This is a genomic window from Bradyrhizobium sp. KB893862 SZCCT0404 (assembly GCF_018130885.1).
In the GTDB taxonomy this organism is placed as follows: Bacteria; Pseudomonadota; Alphaproteobacteria; order Rhizobiales; family Xanthobacteraceae; genus Bradyrhizobium; species Bradyrhizobium stylosanthis.
Genome location: NZ_JAFCLT010000005.1, coordinates 28,324 through 47,354 on the forward strand (window position 1 = coordinate 28,324; position 19,031 = coordinate 47,354).

The following is a 19,031-nucleotide window of genomic DNA, read 5'->3' on the forward strand; positions in this document are numbered from 1 at the left end:
TGCTCGGGGGTGTTGTCAATCGGCTCTGATCCCAACCATTCGGGCAGACCTTCCGCGGGCATCGAGACGCAGCGCGGCACGGCGGCGACCGGGATTCATGGTCAAAGGCGGGGCTCAGATGAGAAAGGGCCGATGCTCCTGCTCGCATCTGGGACAGGTCGCGGTCCCAACGTGTACCACGAGCCTTTTACGTAAAGCCGAAGTTTCGGGGCTTCCGGAGTTCGACATGGCGGAGAGGGAGGGATTCGAACCCCCGATAGGCTTGCACCTATGCCGCATTTCGAGTGCGGTGCATTCAACCACTCTGCCACCTCTCCTGAAGGCGCCATATAGAGGCAGGGCCCCTGTGGTTGGGGGCGTTAATAGGCGAGGATGGCGGGCCAGACAAGGCGCGAAAGGGGAAAATCCGCTGCCTCTTTCAGCCCCGCGCCAGCCTGGGGCTCCGTTCCCATGGGAATGGGACTCCGGGGATTGCTGTTTTGACGCGTTTTCCTGGCGCGAGCGGGCGTCCGCTTCGCTTGAAAGCCCTGGGTGAGGAACTGCCATGGAGCACCTGACGGTCACGGCCAACGGCGCCGAATTCCACGTGGTCCGCGCCGGAACGGGCAAACCGCTGCTCTTGCTGCATGGGTGGCCGGAATTCTGGCTGACCTGGGCGCCGGTGATGGCGAGGCTCATCGACCGTTTCACCCTGATCGCGCCCGATCTGCGCGGGTTTGGCGACAGCGACAAGCCGGATGGGCCTTACGGGCCGGACGGCCATGCCGCCGACATGCTGGCGCTGATGGAGGCGCTTCGTGTCGACCGATTCGGCGTGGTCGGCCATGACGTCGGCGGCGCCGTGATGCAGCCGCTGGCGCGGCAGGCGGCGGGGCGGCTCGCCGGGCTGTTCTTCTTCGATTTCGTCTATCCCGGCATCGGGCCGCGGATGGCCGCGCCCGACCGGCTCAACCACATCTGGTATCAATCTTTCCACCAGATGGAGATGGCGCCGGCGCTGGTCGGGGCGAGCCGCGAGAGCTGCAGGCTCTATATCGGCCACTTCCTGAGGGGTTGGGCGCATCGGAAGGACGCCTTCGACGACGTGCTCGACGTCTTCGCCGACAATTTCTTCAAGCCGGGCAATCTTGCCGGCGGCTTTGCGCATTACCGGGCCTCGCATGAAGGGCGGGTCGCGATGATGAAGGGCGAGGCGCCACGGCTTCCGCCGATCGAGGTACCGACCTGCGTGCGCTGGGCGGAGCACGATCCGCTGTTTCCCTTTGCGTGGACCGATCGGCTGGGAGAGACCTTTGCCGATCTCGATCTCGCAATGTTTCCCGGCGTCGGCCACTTCCCGCATCGGGAGGATCCGGATCACGCCGCGAGCGAGATCGCCGCGTTCTTTCAGCGCATCGGCTGGAGCTGAGATGAAGTCGGACCGGCGGCTTGCTCCGCCTCTCCCGCTTGCGGGAGAGCATAGGCCGCCCGCTGGCGGCCGTCCTAAGAAAACGCCGAGGCAAAGCCTCGGCTATCGCGCCCCGGGCGATGCGAAGCATCGTCCCGCGCGCGGCGGGTGAGGGCTCTCACCACGCAGGGACATACTCGGCAAATTCCTGGCAATCCCAACGCGGAGACACCCTCTCCCCGACCCTCCCCCGCAGGCGGGGGAGGGAGCGCACCTTCATCAAGGCACGCGTCGCATCCGATCATGTTTTGAAAAACGGGTGGGACCGCCAGACGCGGTAAACACTGGCGGTCCCGGTGCCGCTCATTGAAATACTGGCTGGGAAGGGCGGCTTCGCCTGCCAGGTGAGACGACGATTCGACCCTAGCGTGCGGCTGATGCGCCGCAACGCAATCCGGTCCTTAACCTAACCAGTCAAGGTTACTCCAGAGCCGTTTCCGTTCCGGCGAAGCCGGAACGGGGCTCTGGATTGTTGTTTTTGACGCGTTTTCTTGACGCGAACCGGTCTCCACTTCGCTCGAAAACGCTTTCTAGTCGGATTTGCCGCCATCCTTGTTGTTTTCCTTGGCTTTTTTCTTGCCGTTCTCCGTAGTCTCCCTGTCCTTGTCCTTTTCCTTGCGGCGGTTGGTGAAGCGGGCATTGCCGAGCCCGGTGCCGATGGTCAGCACGCCCCAGCGATCGACGTCCTGCATGAACGGCACCTCGGAGAGGCCCTGAACCACGCCGTCATTGTGCATCAGGATCGCGGTGTCGTGCTCGCCGATCACGGGGATGCCCTCGATCAGGCTCGCCGGCAGATTGAACTTGCTGCTCTCCCAATTGCCCGGCAGGTTCTGCGCGCCCTTCTCGATGGAGCCGTCCTCGTTGATGACGCCGGGACAGGCGATGCCGATGAAGGGCGCGAGCTTGAAGCCGTCGGTTTCGGCCTCGGTGATCAGCCCCTTCAGCATCTTGGTGAGCCGCTTCACCGCGCCTTCGCGCGTCGGCTCGTCGTCGGCGTGACGCCACAGCTCGGATTTGACGACCTTGGCCTTGGACAGGTCCTTTGCCTTTTTCCAGCTCGTTTCCACCAGGCCGCAGCGGATGTTGGTGCCGCCGATGTCGACGGCGAGGATGCTGTCATAGGCCTCGAAGATCCACGACGGCGCCAGATGCAGCGCGCCGATCAGGCCGGCTTCATCGGGGTGATGGCGGATCGGCTGCAGGTCGATCCTGAAATCCTCGGATTTCAGGATGATCTCGGTGCGCGCGATCGCAAGCTCGCCGAGCCTTGAATCGCGAAAGCCGCCGCCGACCACGATGCGCTCGGTCTTGGCCCACGCTTTTGTCTTGAGGAAACGGCGCGTGACGTAGGCGAGCTCCTGCGCAAAGTCCTCGATGGCGCTGTGCACCACCGCGGAGGCTTCGGTATCGTCGCCGACCAGGATCGCATCCAGCGTCTTCTTGCTGATGTTCTCCGACGGCTCCTTGCCGAACGGATCCTCGCCCGTTTTGCGCAGCGGCTTTCGCCAGCGTTCGAGGATCTCGCGGAAGGCGCCCTTGCTGGCGCGATCGCCGAGAAAACCGTCCTCGTCCTTCATCTCGATGTTGAAGCTGTCCACGTCCACCGACGGCAGCCGCCCGGCGCCGTGATGGGCGATGCCCGTCGTCTTGACCAGTTCGTCTGTTGCCATGGGAGCCCTCGCCGCGTACCTGTTTCGGCGGGGACAACGGCGGGGGAACCCGTTTGTTGCAGGGCCGGTCGAGATTCAGCGGAAGGCTGCCCGCCCGGCCAAATCCTTCAAATCCGGGCCATTTTCGGCGGTTTTCCTTGACTCGGCGCGCCCGGCGGCTATAAGTCCCACAGCCGGCGCGAGGCGTTTCTCGCGCCGCTTGTTTTTGCGTGGGTTTTCAATGGGATAACTCCCGCCCGCACAAAACGCATTAACCCATAGCGACTGACAAAAAGCCGACCCGGACGATGCTCGTCCCGAGGCCGGGATTGAACACGGAGAAAAAAACGATGTTCGCAGTCATCAAAACCGGCGGCAAGCAATACCGCGTCGTGCCGGATGATGTTCTCGAAGTTGGCAAGATCGAAGGCGAAGTCGGCTCGATCGTGCAGTTGAATGAAGTTCTGGTGCTCGGCGGTGACACGCCGGTGCTCGGCGTTCCCACGGTGGCCGGCGCCTCCGTTGCGGTCGAAGTGCTCGACCACAAGCGTGGCCCCAAGGTCATCGCGTTCAAGAAGCGCCGCCGCAAGAATTCGCGCCGCAAGCGCGGCTATCGCGACGAGATCACGGTCCTCCGCATCTCCGAGATCCTGGCCGACGGCGCCAAGCCCACCAAGGGCCCGCGTCCGAAGAAGGAGAAGGTGGTGAAGGAAGCCGCCGAATAACGAGATTTGATCACGCCCAATTCACGAATTGATGCGTGAGAAATCGTGAAATGATTCCGTCAAGGAATTGATCTAGAAATACGCAGGATTTCGGAGACGAGCCATGGCTCACAAAAAAGCAGGCGGTTCATCGCGCAACGGTCGCGATTCCAAGGGTAAGCGCCTCGGCATCAAGGCGTTCGGCGGGGAGGTTGTCACTCCCGGCAACATCATTGCGCGTCAGCGCGGCACCACCTGGCACCCCGGCCTTAATGTCGGCATGGGCACGGACCACACTTTGTTCGCCAAGATCGAAGGTCGTGTTGCGTTCCAGGCCAAAGCCAACGGCCGCACATTCGTATCGGTACTCCCGATCGCAGAGGCGGCTGAATAGACGGTGGATCAAATTGGAGTCCGCCGGGTCCTACCAAACCGGCGGAGTCCTAAAGATCTCAAGAGATCGAAGGCTCCAAGGGAGGCGGGAAACCGGCCTCCCCTTTTCTTTGACTTGCTCACTTTGACTTAGTGACTTTCAGGAGCCGGACATGTTGCAGGATTTCTCGAGCGCGACCTTGCGGGAGGCGAGACCGAGCGTCGTCGCCACCGAGCGGCTGACGTTGCGGCGGCCGACCCTCGCCGACGTCAGGACCATCTCCCAGCTCGCCAACGACCGCCGCGTCGCCGAGAACACACGCCGCCTCCCCCATCCCTATTCGCAGGACGACGCCGTCGACTTCATTCGCGCCACCTCCGAGCTCGGCAGCGAGACCGTGTTCCTGATCGAGCACGACAGCGGCCCGATCGGCATGGTCGGGATCGACTGCTCCACGCCTGGCAATGCCGAGCTCGGCTACTGGCTCGGCGTCGAGCATTGGGGCCGGGGCTTTGCCACGGAAGCCGCGCGCGGCGCGATCGACTTCTTCTTCGAGGAGTTCGAGGACGAGCATCTCTATGCCGGCGCGCGCGTCACCAACCCGGCCTCACGCAACGTGCTGGAGAAGTGCGGCTTCCAGTGGAGCGGCGTGCAGCTGCACCGCTTCCTGGCGCTGGGCTCCTCGACGCCCGTCGACTGCTTCCGCCTCTCGCGCGGCGTCTGGGCCTCGCTGAAGAGCTGGAGCAGCGCGCGACGGATGAGGTGAGTTAGGACGCTAAGCGCTGCTGCATTCTCCGCTGTCGTCCCGGGGCGCGACGAAGTCGCGAGCCCGGGACGACAGTGTGGGCGCGGCTACGCCGGCGGATTGACCTCTTCACTTGCGCGGCCAAGATCGCGCTCCCGCAAGTAAATATAGAACCCGGCGCCGATGATGATCGCGGCGCCGACGATGGTCGCGATCTGTGGCACATCGCCGAACACGACGAAGCCGAAGATCACCGCCCAGACGATCATCGAATACTGATACGGCACCACGACGCTGGCCGGCGCGAGCTTGAGCGAGCGGTTGACGCAGAACAGCGCGGTCACCGAGATCAGCCCCGCCAGCGCGAAGAACACGAGGCTGCCCGGTGTCGGCGGCACCCAGTTGAAGACCGACAGCACCGCGCCCAGCGAGAACGTGCCGACGAATTGCGACGATGCCATCACGATGTCGGGCGTCTTGCGCAGGCTGCGCGTGATCAGCATCAGCGTCGCAAAGGACAGACTGCCGCCGAGCGCGATCAGCGCCGGCAGGCTGACGGTCTGCGCCGACGGCCGCAGCGCGATCAAGACGCCGCAGAAGCCGATCAGGATCGCCGTCCAGCGCCGCCAGCCGACCTTCTCGCCCAGAAAGATCGCCGACATCGCGGTGACGAAGATCGGACCGGCGAGATAATAGGTGATGACGTCGGCGAGCGGCAGATAGACGGTAGCGAGGAAGAAGGCCGCGACCTCCAGCGTCGAGAGCACGACGCGAAACAGCTGCAGGCCCGGCCGCTCCAGATGCAGGAACTGGTGACGCTGCTTCCAGATCAGCGGCGACAGCAGGAGCAGCGCGGCAACGGCGCGCAGAAACAGCAGCTGCCCCACCGAGTAGGTCCCGACCAGGAACTTGCCCATGGCGTCGCCGAACGAGAACATGAAGATCGACAGCACCATGAGCGCGATGCCGGAAAGGCGCGCGGAGCGGTCGTCATAGGCGGAGAGATTCTTGAACAGGGACATTGAGCGCCGTTGTAATGGCATGGGCCACCGGGACAAGCCCGCTACGCCGAATTGAACGGATTGTCGCACTCCTCGCGTCGCGGTAGCGATAGAGGCCACACCGGGAAAAGAGCTCTGACATGACCGACTTCGATCCGACCCAGCACCGCATGATCCCCACGCAACGCTGGTTTGAGGATTTCGTCGTCGGCGAACGCTTCGTGCTGCCGAGCCGGACCCAGACCACCGCGGTGTTCGCGGCCTTCCAGACCGCGAGCGGCGACACCCATCCCGTGCACTACGACGTGGAATATTGCCGCAGCCGCGGCATGCCGCATCTGCTGGCCCACGGCTTCCAGACCCTGATCCACACTGCACCCGGAGCCGGCCTGTTTCCGTTCATGGTCGAGGACTCCCTGGTCGGCTTCCTCGAGCAGTCGAGCCGGTTCCTCAAGCCCGTCTACGCCGACGATACGATCTATCCCGCGCTCGAGGTCACCGAGCTGGTGCCGGGGCGCACGACCGGCGCGGTGACGCTGCGGAGCACGATCTTCAACCAGCGCAAGGAGCTGGTGCTGGAGGGGATGCAGAAATTCCTGATCCGGCGGCGGCCGGGCTAGCGAAGCCGTCTCGCGGAGCACGGGCGGAGCACGCGGAACCGCATGAACCGCGGCGGAGAAAGTGCCGACAAAGCCGGTGCACGCTCCGCATCATGATGGCCCGCAATGACACTGCTTCCGCCCTGCTCCGAGACATTCAAGCGTTCGCTGCAGCGCGCGACGTCGGCCGCCCGGGCGAAGGGACGCGCGCATCCCGGCCCGCAGGATCTGCTGATGGCCCTGATCGAGGACGAGGACGCAGCGCCGGTGATGCAGGCCTGCGGCATCGATCTGGCGCGCTTGCGGCGGGATGTCGAGGCCACTGGCGCGAGCGCGCCGACGACGGGCCTCGGTCATCTGCTTCAGAGTGCCTTCAACGAGGCCCAGCTGTCGGAACGGACGGTCGTGACGGGCGCCGACATGCTCGTCGAGCTGTTCGCCGACCCGGCCGGCCGCTTTCTTTCGGCGCAGGGCGCAACGCGCTACGACGCCCTGGTCTATCTGAGCCACGGCATCGCCAAGGGCGCAGCGCCTGATATCGAAGCCGATCACGGCGAGGCCTCCCGCCTGGAGGTCGTGCTGCTGAACGACCCCTACACGCCATCGGAGTTCGTGACCTTCGTTCTGGAACACGTCTTCGGGATGGACCGGGAGCGCGCAATCGCGATCGTGTTTGCGACCCATGCGCGCAAGCGCGGCTCCTGCGGGATCTTCCCCCGCGCCGAGGCCGCGGCGCTACGCGAAAAAATCCGGAATCTCGCGGCGGCCCGCCAGCATCCGCTCCGCTGCGTTCTGCTGCCGGTCGCCGACACCCCGGGCCACGACCGACCATTGCCAAATTGAGGCAAGAGCGGGAGTTGGGGGTTAAGCAAGGGCCGAAATTCGCGGAAATTCAGCCGATTTGCGGGTAAGTCCGGGTTGCCGGGCGTGCCCGGCTGGCCTACCTATGCCCCATGAAATTCCTCGACGAAGCAAAGGTCTATATCCGCTCCGGTGACGGCGGGAACGGCTGCGTGGCGTTCCGCCGCGAGAAGTTCATCGAATTCGGCGGTCCCTCCGGCGGCAATGGCGGCCGCGGCGGCAATGTCATCCTCGAAGTCGCGGATGGCCTCAACACGCTGATCGACTACCGCTACCAGCAGCACTTCAAGGCCCAGAAGGGCGAGAACGGCATGGGCTCGGACCGCCACGGTGCCAACGGCAAGAACATCGTGCTGAAGGTGCCCATGGGCACGCAGATCTTCGACGAGGATCGCGAGACGCTGATCCACGACTTCACCAAGGTCGGCGAGAAGTTCGTGCTGGCCGAAGGCGGCAATGGTGGCTTCGGCAACGCGCATTTCAAATCCTCGACCAACCGCGCGCCGCGCAACGCCAATCCCGGCCAGCCCGGCGAGGAGCGCTGGATCTGGCTGCGGCTGAAGCTGATCGCGGACGCCGGCCTGGTCGGCATGCCCAATGCCGGCAAATCGACCTTCCTGTCCAAGGTCAGCGCGGCAAAGCCGAAGATCGCCGACTATCCCTTCACCACGCTGCATCCGCAGCTCGGCGTCGTGAATGCCGACGGCCGCGAATTCGTGCTCGCCGACATTCCCGGGCTGATCGAAGGCGCGCATGAAGGCACTGGCCTGGGCGATCGCTTCCTCGGCCATGTCGAGCGCTGCCGCGTGCTGCTGCATCTGATCGACGCGACCTGCGAGCATGCCGGCAAGGCCTACAAGACGGTGCGCAAGGAGCTCGACGCCTATGGCGGGCAACTCACCGACAAGATCGAGATCGTCGCGCTGAACAAGATCGACGCGGTCGAGCCGGACGAATTGAAGAAGCAGAAAGACCGCCTGAAGCGCGCCGCCAAGAAGACCCCGCTGCTGCTCTCCGGCGTCACCGGCCAGGGCGTGAAGGAAGCCTTGCGCGCGCTCGTGGATGTGATCGGTGAGGCCCCGGTGTCGGCCAAGGCCAAGAGCGCCGCCGAAGCGGAGCCGTGGTCGGCGTAGCCGTCGTCCCGGCCTCGTGCGCAATTGCGCACGGGGGGCCGGGACCCATACCGCGTGATCTATCGGTTGCGCTCGGTAGAAGTACCGAACGACGAGTCTTCGCCAAACGTCTCCCTGTGGTTATGGGTCCCGGCCTTCGCCGGGACGACACTGAATGTGTGGCCGCACGCGCGCGCATCACTGGCAGGTTGTCACCGGCGCTCGAATATCGCAGCATCAAAAATCAAGAAACGACAGGGATAACCCATGGCGCGCGCGAAGAACGTTCTCTGGATCATGTGCGACCAGCTTCGCTATGATTACCTCGGCTGCACCGGTCATCCCACGCTGAAGACGCCGAACATCGACGCGATGGCGAAGCGCGGCGTGCTGTTCACCAAGGCTTACGTCCAATCCCCGATCTGCGGTCCGTCGCGGATGTCGTTCTACACCGGGCGCTACATGCGCTCGCACGGCTCGCACTGGAACGGCTGGCCGCTGCGTGTCGGCGAGCCCACGCTCGGCGATCATCTGAGCAAGATCGGCGTGCGCAACGTGCTCGTCGGCAAGACCCACATGGCCCCCGATCTCGAAGGCATGAAGGCGCTCGGCATCCCGCCGGAATCTGTCATCGGCGTCCACGTCTCCGAATGCGGTTTTGAACCTTACGAGCGCGACGACGGCCTGCACCCGACCGGACGGCCACGCCCGAAATACGATGAATATCTGCGCAGCCAAGGTTTTGAAGCCACCAATCCCTGGGAGCACTGGGCCAATTCAGGCGCGGCCGATGACGGCTCATTGCAGAACGGCTGGCTGCTGGTGCATGCCGACAAGGCCGCGCGCGTGCCGGAGGAGCATTCCGAGACGCCCTACATGACGCGGCGCGCGATGGACTTCATCAGCGAGGCCGAGACGGATGGCAAGCCGTGGTGCCTGCATCTGTCCTACATCAAGCCGCACTGGCCCTATATCGCGCCAGAGCCCTATGCCAGCATGTACTCGACCGACGACATGATCCCGGTGATCCGCTCCGAGCGCGAGCGGCAGAACCCGCATCCGGTGTTCGGCGCCTACATGGACATGCGCTACTCCCGCAACATGGCGCGCGACGATGCCCGCGAGAAGGTGATCCCGACCTATATGGGCCTGATCACCCAGATCGACGACCAGATGGGCGTGCTGATGCAGTTCCTGGAGGCGCGCGGCCTCTTGGAAACCACCATGATCGTGTTCACTTCCGATCACGGCGATTATCTCGGCGATCACTGGATGGGCGAGAAGGACCTGTTCCACGAGCAGTCGGCGAAGATTCCACTGATCATCATCGATCCCTCCAGGGAAGCGGATGCGACGCGCGGCACGCGCAGCGATGCGCTGGTCGAAGGCATCGACCTCGCGCCGACCTTCGTCGATTATTTCGGCGGCAAGGTGCCCGGCCACATCCTCGAGGGACGTTCGCTGCTGCCCCTGCTACGCGGCGAGAAGCCGGAATGGCGCAAGGTCGCATTCTCCGAGTACGACTATGCCATGCAGGACGTGCGGCTGAAGCTGAACCAGCCGATCGAGCGCTGCCGCCTGTTCATGGTGTTCGACGGCCGCTGGAAATACATCCACGCCTCCGGCTTCCGTCCGATGCTGTACGATCTCGAAACCGATCCGGAGGAGTATCTGGATCGCGGCGATGACCCCGAATGCGCCGGCATCATCGCCCGGTTGCAGGCCGAGCTGTTCGACTGGGCGCTGCATCCCAACGACCACATCACCACGCCGCGCGAGAAGATCGCGGCCTATGCGGACAATCAGCTGCAGGTGAAGGGCGGCGTCTTGATCGGCATCTGGGACGAGAAGGAACTCGCTGCGATCAAGGACGGCATCGCGCAGCGCGCGAAGATGTAGGGCGCTCTCCGCGAGTCGGCCTCATCGACACAATCGAACAACCATCCGCGCCGTCATTGCGAGCGCAGCGAAGCAATCCAGATTCTTTCCACGGAGAGATTCTGGATTGCTTCGTCGCAAGGGCTCCTCGCAATGACGGGAGGAGAGATTAATTCTCGATCTTGTATCCCGTCGCCTTGACGATCGGCTGCCAGAACGCGGTATTCGCGGCGAGCTCCTTCGACAGTCCTTCCGCATTGCTGCCCACCGGGATCAGGCCGATCGCGGTGAGCTTCTCCCTTACCTCGGGCTTGGCGAGCGCGGCGCTCGCGGCGGCGCCGAGCTTGCTCGCGAACTCCGGCGGGCTGCCGGCGGGGAGCCACATGCCGTACCAGGCGTCCGCGACGAGATCAATGCCGCTCTCCTTCAGCGTCGGTACCTCGGGCGCGAAGGGCGAGCGTTCCGCGCTCGAGACCGCGATGATCTTCACGCCCTTGGCGCGGTGCTGCGGCAATGCATCGGCCAGCGTCGTGATGCCGAACGAGATATGGCCGCCGACGAGGTCGTTGAGGATCGGCGCGCTGCCGCGATAGGGCACGCGCGTCAGGGGAATGCCGATATCCTTTTCGAGCTTGGAGCCCATGAAATGCGGAATGGTGCCGTTGCTGGGCACGCCGAACGAAGTCTTGTCCGGATGCGCCTTCAGCCACGCCACGAAGGCTTTGAAATCGGCAGCATCGGTCCCCGGCCCCAGCACGAGGGCGAACTCGAACCGCGCCAGCAGCGACACCGGCATGAAATCCTTCGCCGTGTCGAAGCTCGGCGCCGCCTCCACCATCGGCAGCAGATACATCGTGGGCCCTGTCGTCACCAGCACCATGCTGCCGTCGGGGCTTGCGCCCTTCACCGCCTTGATGCCGATCAGGCCGTCGCCGCCGGTGCGGTTTTCGACCACGAGGGTCCGTTGCAGCACCGGCGCCATCTCCTGCGCGATCAGCCGGCACAGCGTGTCGCCGCCGGCCCCCGCCGCGAACGGGAAGATGATCTTCGACAGCCCGGCCTGCGCCCCGCCCGCCTGCGTCAGCAGCGGCAATCCCAGGCATCCGGCCATGAATGTGCGGCGATCCATGCGTTTCCCCTCCAGCCCCATTTTGCTTGGCCGCAGTTAGGACCAGAGAAGCGTCCCGGACAAGGCCGACCTTCGCCGTTTACCATCCTGTTGCCATCCTGGCCGCCTTGCGCCGGCCATCGTCCTGCTGCAAAAGCAGGCCTTATCGGCGCCGCCCTCTCGCTCCGCCGTTTCCAACGCAGAGCAGATCGTCCAAGCGCGCCATGGCCAGCCCCGAACTCAGTCAATTCCGCCGCATCGTCGTCAAGGTTGGCTCCGCGCTGCTGGTCGATTCCGACAGGGGCGAGGTGCGGGCGTCCTGGCTCGCCGCGCTCGCCGACGACATGGCCAAGCTGCACAAGGAGGGACGCGACGTGCTCGTCGTGTCCTCCGGCTCGATCGCGCTCGGCCGCAGCCGGCTCAAACTGCCGCGCGGCCCGCTGAAGCTCGAGGAGAGCCAGGCCGCGGCCGCCGTCGGCCAGATCGCGCTGGCGCGGATCTGGTCGGAGGTGCTGGGAGCGCACGGCATCGACGCCGGCCAGATCCTGGTCACGCTCCAGGACACTGAGGAGCGCCGCCGCTATCTCAACGCCCGCTCCACCATCGGCAAGCTTCTGGAGTGGCGCGCGATCCCCGTGATCAACGAGAACGACACGGTCGCGACCACCGAAATCCGCTACGGCGACAATGACCGCCTCGCCGCGCGCGTCGCCACCATGGCGAGCGCCGACTTGCTGGTGCTGCTGTCCGACATCGACGGGCTCTACGACGCCCCGCCGAAGAACAACCCGAACGCCAAGCTCATTCCCGTCGTCGACAGCATCTCCTCGGAGATCGAGGCGGTGGCGGGAGATGCCGAATCCGAGCTGTCGCGCGGCGGCATGCGCACCAAGGTCGAGGCCGCCAAGATCGCGACGACGGGCGGCACCCACATGCTGATCGCCTCCGGCAAGATCGAGCACCCGCTGCAGGCGATCGCCGATGGCGGCCGCTGCACCTGGTTCCTGACGCCGGCCAATCCCATCACCTCGCGCAAGCGCTGGATCGCGGGCACGCTGGAGCCGAAGGGCACGCTGACCATCGATGCCGGCGCGGTGACGGCGCTGCGCGCCGGCGCCAGCCTGCTGCCGGCCGGCGTGATCAAGGTCGAGGGCCAGTTCGCCCGCGGCGATGCCGTGGTCGTGCGCGGCCCCGACACCAGCGAGATCGGCCGCGGCCTGATCGCCTATGACGCCGAAGACGCCGAACGCATCAAGGGCCGCTCCTCCCCTGACGTGATGGCCATCCTCGGCATCAGCGGCCGGGCCGAGATGATCCACCGCGACGATCTGGTGGTGGGCGGGTAGGGCTTTTTCCGTCATGCCCTGGCTTGTCCCGGGCATCCACGTTCTTGGTGCCGCGCGAAGGTCGTGGATGGCCTGGACAAGCCCGGCCATGACGCCGGGGGCTGGGTCAATGGCCGAGCCCCACCTCACCCGCCGAAGCCCTGCCATACCCTCCCCGCCCTTCGCAAAAGCGGGATTTCCGTGCTAGGACACCGCCTTAGCAGAAGGTTGACCCCATGGCCGCCCCCCTCAAAGCCGTTGACGGCAATGCCGATCTCCAGGCGCTGATGTCCGATCTCGGAACCCGTGCCCGCGCCGCCGCGCGCGTGCTGGCGCTGGCGCCGCCGGAGCAGAAGAACCGGGCGCTGGAGGCCATGGCGCGTGCGATCCGTGCCAACGCTGCGGCGATCCTCGCGGCCAATGCCGAGGACGTGGCGGAAGCGCGCGCCGCCGGCAGTGCGACCTCCTCCTTCATCGACCGCCTGACGCTGACGCCGGCGCGCGTCGAGGGCATGGCCGAGGGCATCGGCATCGTGCGCGGCATCGCCGATCCCGTCGGCATCGTCACCGAGAGCTGGCAGCGGCCGAACGGCATGACCATCGAGCGCGTGCGCGTGCCGCTCGGCGTCGTCGGCGTGATCTTCGAGAGCCGGCCGAACGTTGCGGCGGATGCCGGCGTGCTGTGCCTGAAGTCGGGCAATGCCGTGATCCTGCGCGGCGGCTCCGACAGTTTCCGGTCGTGCCGCGCCATCCATGACTGCCTGGTGCAGGGCCTGCGCGAAGCCGGGCTGCCCGAAGCCGCGATCACGCTGGTGCCGACGCGCGACCGCGCGGCGGTCGGCATGATGCTGTCAGGGCTGAACGGCGCCGTCGACGTTATCGTGCCGCGCGGGGGAAAAAGCCTCGTCGCACGCGTCGAGCAGGAAGCGCGCGTGCCCGTGTTCGCGCATCTCGAAGGCGTCAACCACGTCTATGTCGATGCCAGCGCCGACCTCGTCATGGCGAAGTCGATCGTGCTCAACGCAAAAATGCGCCGCACCGGCGTCTGCGGCGCGGCCGAGACGCTGCTGGTCGATCGCGCCGTGGCCGGCAAGGCCTTGAAGCCGCTGGTCGAGATGCTGCTCGATGCCGGCTGCGAAGTGCGCGGCGATGAAGCCGTGCAAGGGATCGATGCGCGCGTAAAACCTGCCAGCGCAGAGGATTGGGACACCGAATATCTCGACGCGATCATCGCGGCGAAGGTGGTGGACGGCGTCGACGGCGCCATCGCGCACATCCAGAACCACGGCTCGCACCACACCGATGCGATCGTGAGCACGGATGAGACCGCTGCGAAAAGATTCCTGAGCGAGGTCGATTCCGCGATCGTGCTGCACAACGCCTCGACGCAGTTCGCCGATGGCGGCGAGTTCGGGTTCGGCGCCGAGATCGGCATCGCCACCGGCCGCTTCCACGCCCGCGGCCCTGTCGGCGCCGAGCAACTGACGAGCTTCAAGTATCGCGTTCACGGCACCGGACAGACGCGGCCGTAAGTAACGTTGCAAGGCGGGGCATTGAGCAACAAATTCGTCGTGCCGCGTTTCGTGGCGCAAGCGGTCCCGCCCCACACGGAGGGCATGCGCATCGGCCTGCTCGGCGGCTCGTTCAATCCGCCGCATCAGGCGCATCGCGCAATCAGCCGGTTCGCCTTGACGCGATTGCAACTCGATCGCGTCTGGTGGCTGGTGACGCCGGGCAATCCGCTCAAGGAGAACGGCAATCTGCACGAGCTCGGCGAACGCATGCGAGCGGCGCGCGAGGTTGCCGACGATCCGCGCATCGAGGTGAGCTGTCTCGAATCCGTCATTCGCACCCGCTATACTATCGACACGATCAACACCTTGCGCCGCCGCTTCCCAGGCCTGCGCTTTGTCTGGATCATGGGCGCCGATAACCTCGCTCAATTCCATCGTTGGCAGGACTGGCGGCGAATCGCTGCCCAGGTGCCGATGGCAGTGATCGATCGGCCGCCGCAGAGTTTTCGCGCCCTCGCCTCACCCGCCGCCCAAGCGCTATCTCGTTACCGTCTGCCCGAGAACAAGGCAGCGCTGCTTGCGGACAGGCGGGCGCCGGCCTGGGTGTTCCTGACCGGATTGAAGCTGAACCTATCCTCGACGGGCCTGCGGAACCCGGACGGGAGCTGGAAAGGGTCGGCGTGAGACAGCGTGTGCGGATCTGGGGCTCTCTGGCATATTGAAACCCTTAACCCCACATGATGTAGTGTAACCCGTGAGGGCCGGATTCGGCTCTCGCGATACAGTGAAAGGAATGGTCCCTGGCCACATCTGTATTGTCCAAGTCTGTTTTACCCAAGGTTGCTAAGCCTACGCGTAAAACATCGACCAAAGCTGCGGCCTTGCAGGCGCAACCCGACGCCGACAAGACGCTGAGCCTGATCCTCTCCCGCCTCGAGGATATGAAGGCGGAAGAGACGGTCACCATCGACCTTCGCGGCAAATCGGCATACTCCGACTACATGATCGTCACCACCGGCCGTGTGAACCGGCACGTCGGCGCGATCGCGGAGAACGTGACGAAGAGCCTCAAGGAAACCGGCATCAGGAACATCCACGTCGAGGGCTTGCCCAATTGCGACTGGGTGCTGATCGATTCCGGCGACGTGATCGTGCACGTGTTCAGACCCGAGGTCCGTGAGTTCTACAATCTCGAGAGATTGTACACGCAGGGCCCAGGGGCGGCGAAGGCGATCTAGAGGCTGACGAAGCCGATTTCGAATCGGCTGACGCGCATGCTAGCGTCGTGCGCGCGCAACCTGCGCGCGGCCTCGAAAACACGACCCTGAAACATCATGCGCGTTGCTGTCATTGCGGTGGGCCGGCTGAAGCAGGGCCCCGAACGGGAGCTTGCCGACCGCTATTTCGAGCGGTTCGACGAGGCCGGCCGCAAGCTTGGATTCCGCGAGCTCAGCATCCACGAGATTCCCGAAAGCCGGGCGCGCGACGCCGCGACGAGGATGACCGAGGAGGCCGCGGCGATCTCGGCGCATATTCCCGACAAATCGATCCTGGTGGCGATGGACGAGCGCGGGCAGAATCTGGAGTCCACCGTATTCGCACGGCATCTCGGCCGCTGGCGCGACGAGGGGGCCGGACATACAATATTCATGATCGGAGGGGCGGACGGACTTTCGCCCGAATTGCGCCGTAAGGCCAAGCTCGCGATCGCGTTCGGCTCTGCGACCTGGCCGCATCAAATGGTCCGCGTCATGCTTCTGGAACAGCTTTACCGGGCCGCCACGATTCTGGCCGGCCATCCCTATCATCGCGCATGATGCGCGCCACACGAGCACCTTTGCCTAACGCGATGCGAGCGCCTGTCCTCAAACTGCTGGTTGCGAGCTTCGCAGGCGCAAGCGTCGCGCAAGCTTACGCAAGCCTCGCGCAAGCTCAGACCGCAGCGCCGGCGCCCCAGACCGCGGCCGTCTCGCCCGATGCGATCAAGCAGCGCGAGCAGGAGCTGGAAGCGGCGCGCGCCAGGCAGAAGAGCGCGGAGGAAGCCCAGGCCAAGCTGAAGGCGGAAATCACCACGCTCGGCCAGGACCGCACCCAGCTCAATCAGCAATTGATCGACACCGCCGCCAATGTGCGCACCGTCGAGACCAAGATCGACGAGGCCGAAGCGCGGCTGAAGACGCTGAACGGCCGCGAGCAGCAGATGCGCTCGTCGCTCGATTCGCGCCGCGCCGACATCGTCGAGGTGCTGGCGGCCTTGCAGCGCGCCGGCCGGCGCACGCCGCCCGCCCTTCTCGTGCGCCCCGAGGATGCCCTGCAATCGCTGCGCACGGCGATGCTGCTCGGTGCCGTGGTGCCGGAGCTGCGCGGCCGCGCCGAGAAGATCGCGGGCGAGCTCGGCGAGCTCGTGGCGTTGCGCAAGAACATCGCGAGCGAACGCGACCAGCTTGCCGCCGACCGCGACAAGGTCAGGAGCGACCAGACCCGCCTCACCGCCCTGATCGACGAGCGGCAGCGCCAGCAGTCCGCGCGCGAAAAGGACCTCGACGCCGAGAGCTCGCGCGCCATCGCGCTCTCGCGGCAGGTCGGCGACCTCCAGGGCCTGATCACCAAGATGGAGCAGGACCTGCAGAGCGCGGCCAAGGCGGCTGAAAAGGCGGCCGAGGCGGCACGGCAGGCCGAGGCCAAGGAAGCCAAGCTGGCAGCGGCAAATGCAGCCGCAAGCGCCAAGACCGGCCCCGCTGTTTTCAAGGACCGCTCCCGGACCATCCCGGCGATTGCCTTCGCCTCGGCCAAGGGGCTCCTGCCTCTTCCGGTTAACGGTAACAAGATCAGGGACTTTGGCGGTTCCGACGGGGTCGGCGGGGTCCAGAAGGGCATTTCGCTGGCCACCAAGCCCGGCTCCCAGGTCACGACGCCGTGTGACGGCTGGGTGGTCTATTCAGGTCCGTTCCGCAGCTATGGACAACTCTTGATCCTCAATGCCGGTGGCGGGTATCATGTCCTGATCGCCGGGATGGAGCGCATTTCGGTCAACATCGGTCAGTTTGTGCTCACGGGGGAGCCAGTCGCGACCATGGGGTCGACCTCTCAAGTCGCCTCCATTCTCGCCACGAACGCGAGTCAACCTGTGCTGTATGTCGAGTTCCGCAAAGACGGCACTCCAATCGATCCAGGCCCATGGTGGGCCGCAAATGAAGGCGAGAAGGTTCGCGGATGATGCGCAAGACTTCAGTTATCCTCCTCAGCGCGGCCACCGGTGCGGCGCTGACGCTGTTCGCGACCCAGCCGCGCGCGGTCTTCATGGGCTCCAGCGCGCGCGCTGCCACTGCGGACACCTATCGCCAGCTCAATCTGTTCGGCGACGTCTTCGAGCGCGTGCGCTCCGACTATGTCGAGAAGCCCGACGACACCAAGCTGATCGAATCCGCCATCAGCGGCATGCTCACCGGCCTCGATCCGCATTCGAGCTACATGGACGCCAAGAGCTTCCGCGACATGCAGGTGCAGACCCGCGGTGAGTTCGGCGGTCTCGGCATCGAGGTCACGATGGAGGACGGCCTGATCAAGGTGGTCTCGCCGATCGACGACACGCCCGCTTCGCGCGCCGGCATCATGGCCAACGACATCATCACCAACCTCGACGACGAGGCGGTGCAGGGCCTGACCCTGAACCAGGCGGTCGAGAAGATGCGCGGCCCGGTCAACACCAAGATCAAGCTCAAGATCATCCGCAAGGGCCAGGACAATCCGCTCGACGTCACGCTGGTGCGCGACAACATCCGCGTCCGCTCGGTGCGCGCGCGCGTCGAGGCCGACGACATCGCCTATATCCGCATCACCACCTTCAACGAGCAGACCACCGAAGGCCTGAAGCGCGAGGTCGCCAACCTCTCGAATCAGATCGGCGACAAGCTCAAGGGCTACATCATCGACCTGCGCAACAACCCGGGCGGCCTGCTCGAGGAAGCGGTCACCGTCTCCGACTCGTTCCTGGAGAAGGGCGAGATCGTCTCGACCCGCGGCCGCAACGCCGAGGAGACCCAGCGCCGCACCGCGCATGCGGGCGACCTCACCAAGGGCAAGCCGGTCATCGTGCTGGTCAACGGCGGTTCGGCCTCGGCGTCGGAAATCGTCGCCGGCGCGCTGCAGGACCACAAGCGCGCGACCATCGTCGGCACGCGCTCGTTCGGCAAGGGCTCGGTGCAGACCATCATCCCGCTCGGCAGCGGCAACGGCGCGCTGCGCCTGACCACCGCGCGCTACTACACGCCGTCGGGCAAGTCGATCCAGGCCAAGGGCATCGTGCCCGACATCGAAGTGCTGCAGGACGTGCCGGACGAGCTGAAGTCGCGCACCGACACCAAGGGCGAAGCTTCGCTGCGCGGCCACCTCAAGAACGACGGCGACGAGAAGACCGGCTCGCAGTCCTACGTCCCGCCGGACGCCAAGGACGACAAGGCGCTCAAGCTCGCCGACGATCTGCTCCACGGCATCAAGAACAGCGCCTCCGCCGCGCCCACTCCGGGCACCGACAAGGCCGCGACCGACAAGCCCAAAGCAGCGAACTAAGGTCGGCGAACTAAAGTCGGCGCCACGCGCGATCTTCCGAAAAGGGCGGCTCCTCGAGCCGCCCTTTTTGCTTGGAACTCCTGCCGCCCCCGGCCTATCCCGGCCTGCCGCCGCTTGACCTCGGCGTGGTATCGTCGGGATCA

The 19,031-nt window shown here is 65.2% G+C and carries 18 protein-coding genes and 1 tRNA gene; 15 read left to right on the top strand and 4 right to left on the bottom strand.

The window, feature by feature from the left end; translation table 11 throughout:
• Nucleotides 1-227: 227 nt before the first annotated feature.
• Nucleotides 228-317: transfer RNA gene (locus JQ617_RS20720), tRNA-Ser, on the bottom strand.
• Nucleotides 318-544: 227 nt separating this feature from the next.
• Here JQ617_RS20720 and JQ617_RS20725 point away from each other — a divergent pair.
• Nucleotides 545-1,408, top strand: a complete 864-nt coding sequence (locus tag JQ617_RS20725; RefSeq protein WP_212027923.1) for an alpha/beta fold hydrolase — start codon at nucleotides 545-547, stop codon at nucleotides 1,406-1,408.
• A gap of 569 nt (nucleotides 1,409-1,977) precedes the next feature.
• Here JQ617_RS20725 and JQ617_RS20730 read toward each other — a convergent pair.
• Nucleotides 1,978-3,120 (bottom strand): ROK family protein, encoded by a 1,143-nt coding sequence (locus JQ617_RS20730; RefSeq protein WP_212027924.1) that lies wholly within the window; start codon nucleotides 3,118-3,120, stop codon nucleotides 1,978-1,980.
• 329 nt (nucleotides 3,121-3,449) lie between these two features.
• Here JQ617_RS20730 and rplU point away from each other — a divergent pair, with 329 nt between their 5' ends.
• From rplU to JQ617_RS20745, 3 genes are all read left to right on the top strand, one after another.
• Complete coding sequence (gene rplU, locus JQ617_RS20735) at nucleotides 3,450-3,824, top strand: 50S ribosomal protein L21 (RefSeq protein WP_063684958.1); 375 nt, start codon at nucleotides 3,450-3,452, stop codon at nucleotides 3,822-3,824.
• Nucleotides 3,825-3,927: 103 nt separating this feature from the next.
• Nucleotides 3,928-4,197, top strand: coding sequence for a 50S ribosomal protein L27 (rpmA, locus tag JQ617_RS20740; protein ID WP_024338898.1), 270 nt, complete (start codon nucleotides 3,928-3,930; stop codon nucleotides 4,195-4,197).
• A gap of 151 nt (nucleotides 4,198-4,348) precedes the next feature.
• Entirely contained in the window at nucleotides 4,349-4,942 is a 594-nt protein-coding gene (locus tag JQ617_RS20745; protein ID WP_212027925.1) for a GNAT family N-acetyltransferase, read from the top strand.
• Between the two features lie 86 nt (nucleotides 4,943-5,028).
• Here the strand turns inward: JQ617_RS20745 and JQ617_RS20750 are convergent, their stop codons facing one another.
• Complete coding sequence (locus JQ617_RS20750) at nucleotides 5,029-5,943, bottom strand: DMT family transporter (protein ID WP_212027926.1); 915 nt, start codon at nucleotides 5,941-5,943, stop codon at nucleotides 5,029-5,031.
• Nucleotides 5,944-6,062: 119 nt separating this feature from the next.
• Between JQ617_RS20750 and JQ617_RS20755 the strand changes: the two genes are divergently transcribed.
• From JQ617_RS20755 to JQ617_RS20770, 4 genes are all read left to right on the top strand, one after another.
• On the top strand, nucleotides 6,063-6,542 hold the full coding sequence (locus JQ617_RS20755) for a MaoC family dehydratase (RefSeq protein ID WP_212027927.1): 480 nt from the start codon (nucleotides 6,063-6,065) through the stop codon (nucleotides 6,540-6,542).
• Between the two features lie 105 nt (nucleotides 6,543-6,647).
• Nucleotides 6,648-7,364 carry an ATP-dependent Clp protease adaptor ClpS gene (locus JQ617_RS20760; RefSeq protein WP_283842077.1) on the top strand — a complete coding sequence of 239 codons (717 nt, stop codon included), beginning with the start codon at nucleotides 6,648-6,650 and terminating at the stop codon, nucleotides 7,362-7,364.
• Nucleotides 7,365-7,474: 110 nt separating this feature from the next.
• Nucleotides 7,475-8,515 (top strand): GTPase ObgE, encoded by a 1,041-nt coding sequence (gene obgE, locus JQ617_RS20765; protein WP_212027928.1) that lies wholly within the window; start codon nucleotides 7,475-7,477, stop codon nucleotides 8,513-8,515.
• 246 nt (nucleotides 8,516-8,761) lie between these two features.
• Nucleotides 8,762-10,393, top strand: a complete 1,632-nt coding sequence (locus JQ617_RS20770) for an alkaline phosphatase family protein (RefSeq protein ID WP_212027929.1) — start codon at nucleotides 8,762-8,764, stop codon at nucleotides 10,391-10,393.
• 148 nt (nucleotides 10,394-10,541) lie between these two features.
• Here JQ617_RS20770 and JQ617_RS20775 read toward each other — a convergent pair whose 3' ends face one another.
• Nucleotides 10,542-11,501, bottom strand: a complete 960-nt coding sequence (locus tag JQ617_RS20775) for a Bug family tripartite tricarboxylate transporter substrate binding protein (RefSeq protein WP_212027930.1) — start codon at nucleotides 11,499-11,501, stop codon at nucleotides 10,542-10,544.
• A gap of 203 nt (nucleotides 11,502-11,704) precedes the next feature.
• Between JQ617_RS20775 and proB the strand changes: the two genes are divergently transcribed.
• From proB to JQ617_RS20810, 7 genes are all read left to right on the top strand, one after another.
• A complete protein-coding gene (gene proB / locus JQ617_RS20780; RefSeq protein ID WP_063684969.1) occupies nucleotides 11,705-12,826 on the top strand; it encodes a glutamate 5-kinase in 1,122 nt (373 codons plus the stop codon).
• A 215-nt stretch (nucleotides 12,827-13,041) separates the two neighbouring features.
• Complete coding sequence (locus tag JQ617_RS20785) at nucleotides 13,042-14,337, top strand: glutamate-5-semialdehyde dehydrogenase (protein ID WP_212027931.1); 1,296 nt, start codon at nucleotides 13,042-13,044, stop codon at nucleotides 14,335-14,337.
• A gap of 21 nt (nucleotides 14,338-14,358) precedes the next feature.
• Entirely contained in the window at nucleotides 14,359-15,003 is a 645-nt protein-coding gene (locus JQ617_RS20790) for a nicotinate-nucleotide adenylyltransferase (protein ID WP_212027932.1), read from the top strand.
• 197 nt (nucleotides 15,004-15,200) lie between these two features.
• Nucleotides 15,201-15,557: a ribosome silencing factor gene (gene rsfS, locus JQ617_RS20795; RefSeq protein ID WP_063684975.1), complete on the top strand. Its 357-nt coding sequence runs from the start codon at nucleotides 15,201-15,203 to the stop codon at nucleotides 15,555-15,557.
• Between the two features lie 96 nt (nucleotides 15,558-15,653).
• Nucleotides 15,654-16,136: a 23S rRNA (pseudouridine(1915)-N(3))-methyltransferase RlmH gene (gene rlmH, locus JQ617_RS20800; protein ID WP_145657928.1), complete on the top strand. Its 483-nt coding sequence runs from the start codon at nucleotides 15,654-15,656 to the stop codon at nucleotides 16,134-16,136.
• Between the two features lie 32 nt (nucleotides 16,137-16,168).
• Nucleotides 16,169-17,536, top strand: coding sequence for a murein hydrolase activator EnvC family protein (locus JQ617_RS20805; RefSeq protein ID WP_212027933.1), 1,368 nt, complete (start codon nucleotides 16,169-16,171; stop codon nucleotides 17,534-17,536).
• Nucleotides 17,533-18,888: a S41 family peptidase gene (locus JQ617_RS20810; protein WP_212027934.1), complete on the top strand. Its 1,356-nt coding sequence runs from the start codon at nucleotides 17,533-17,535 to the stop codon at nucleotides 18,886-18,888. Before JQ617_RS20805 ends, JQ617_RS20810 begins: the two co-directional genes overlap by 4 nt.
• Nucleotides 18,889-19,031 lie beyond the last annotated feature (143 nt).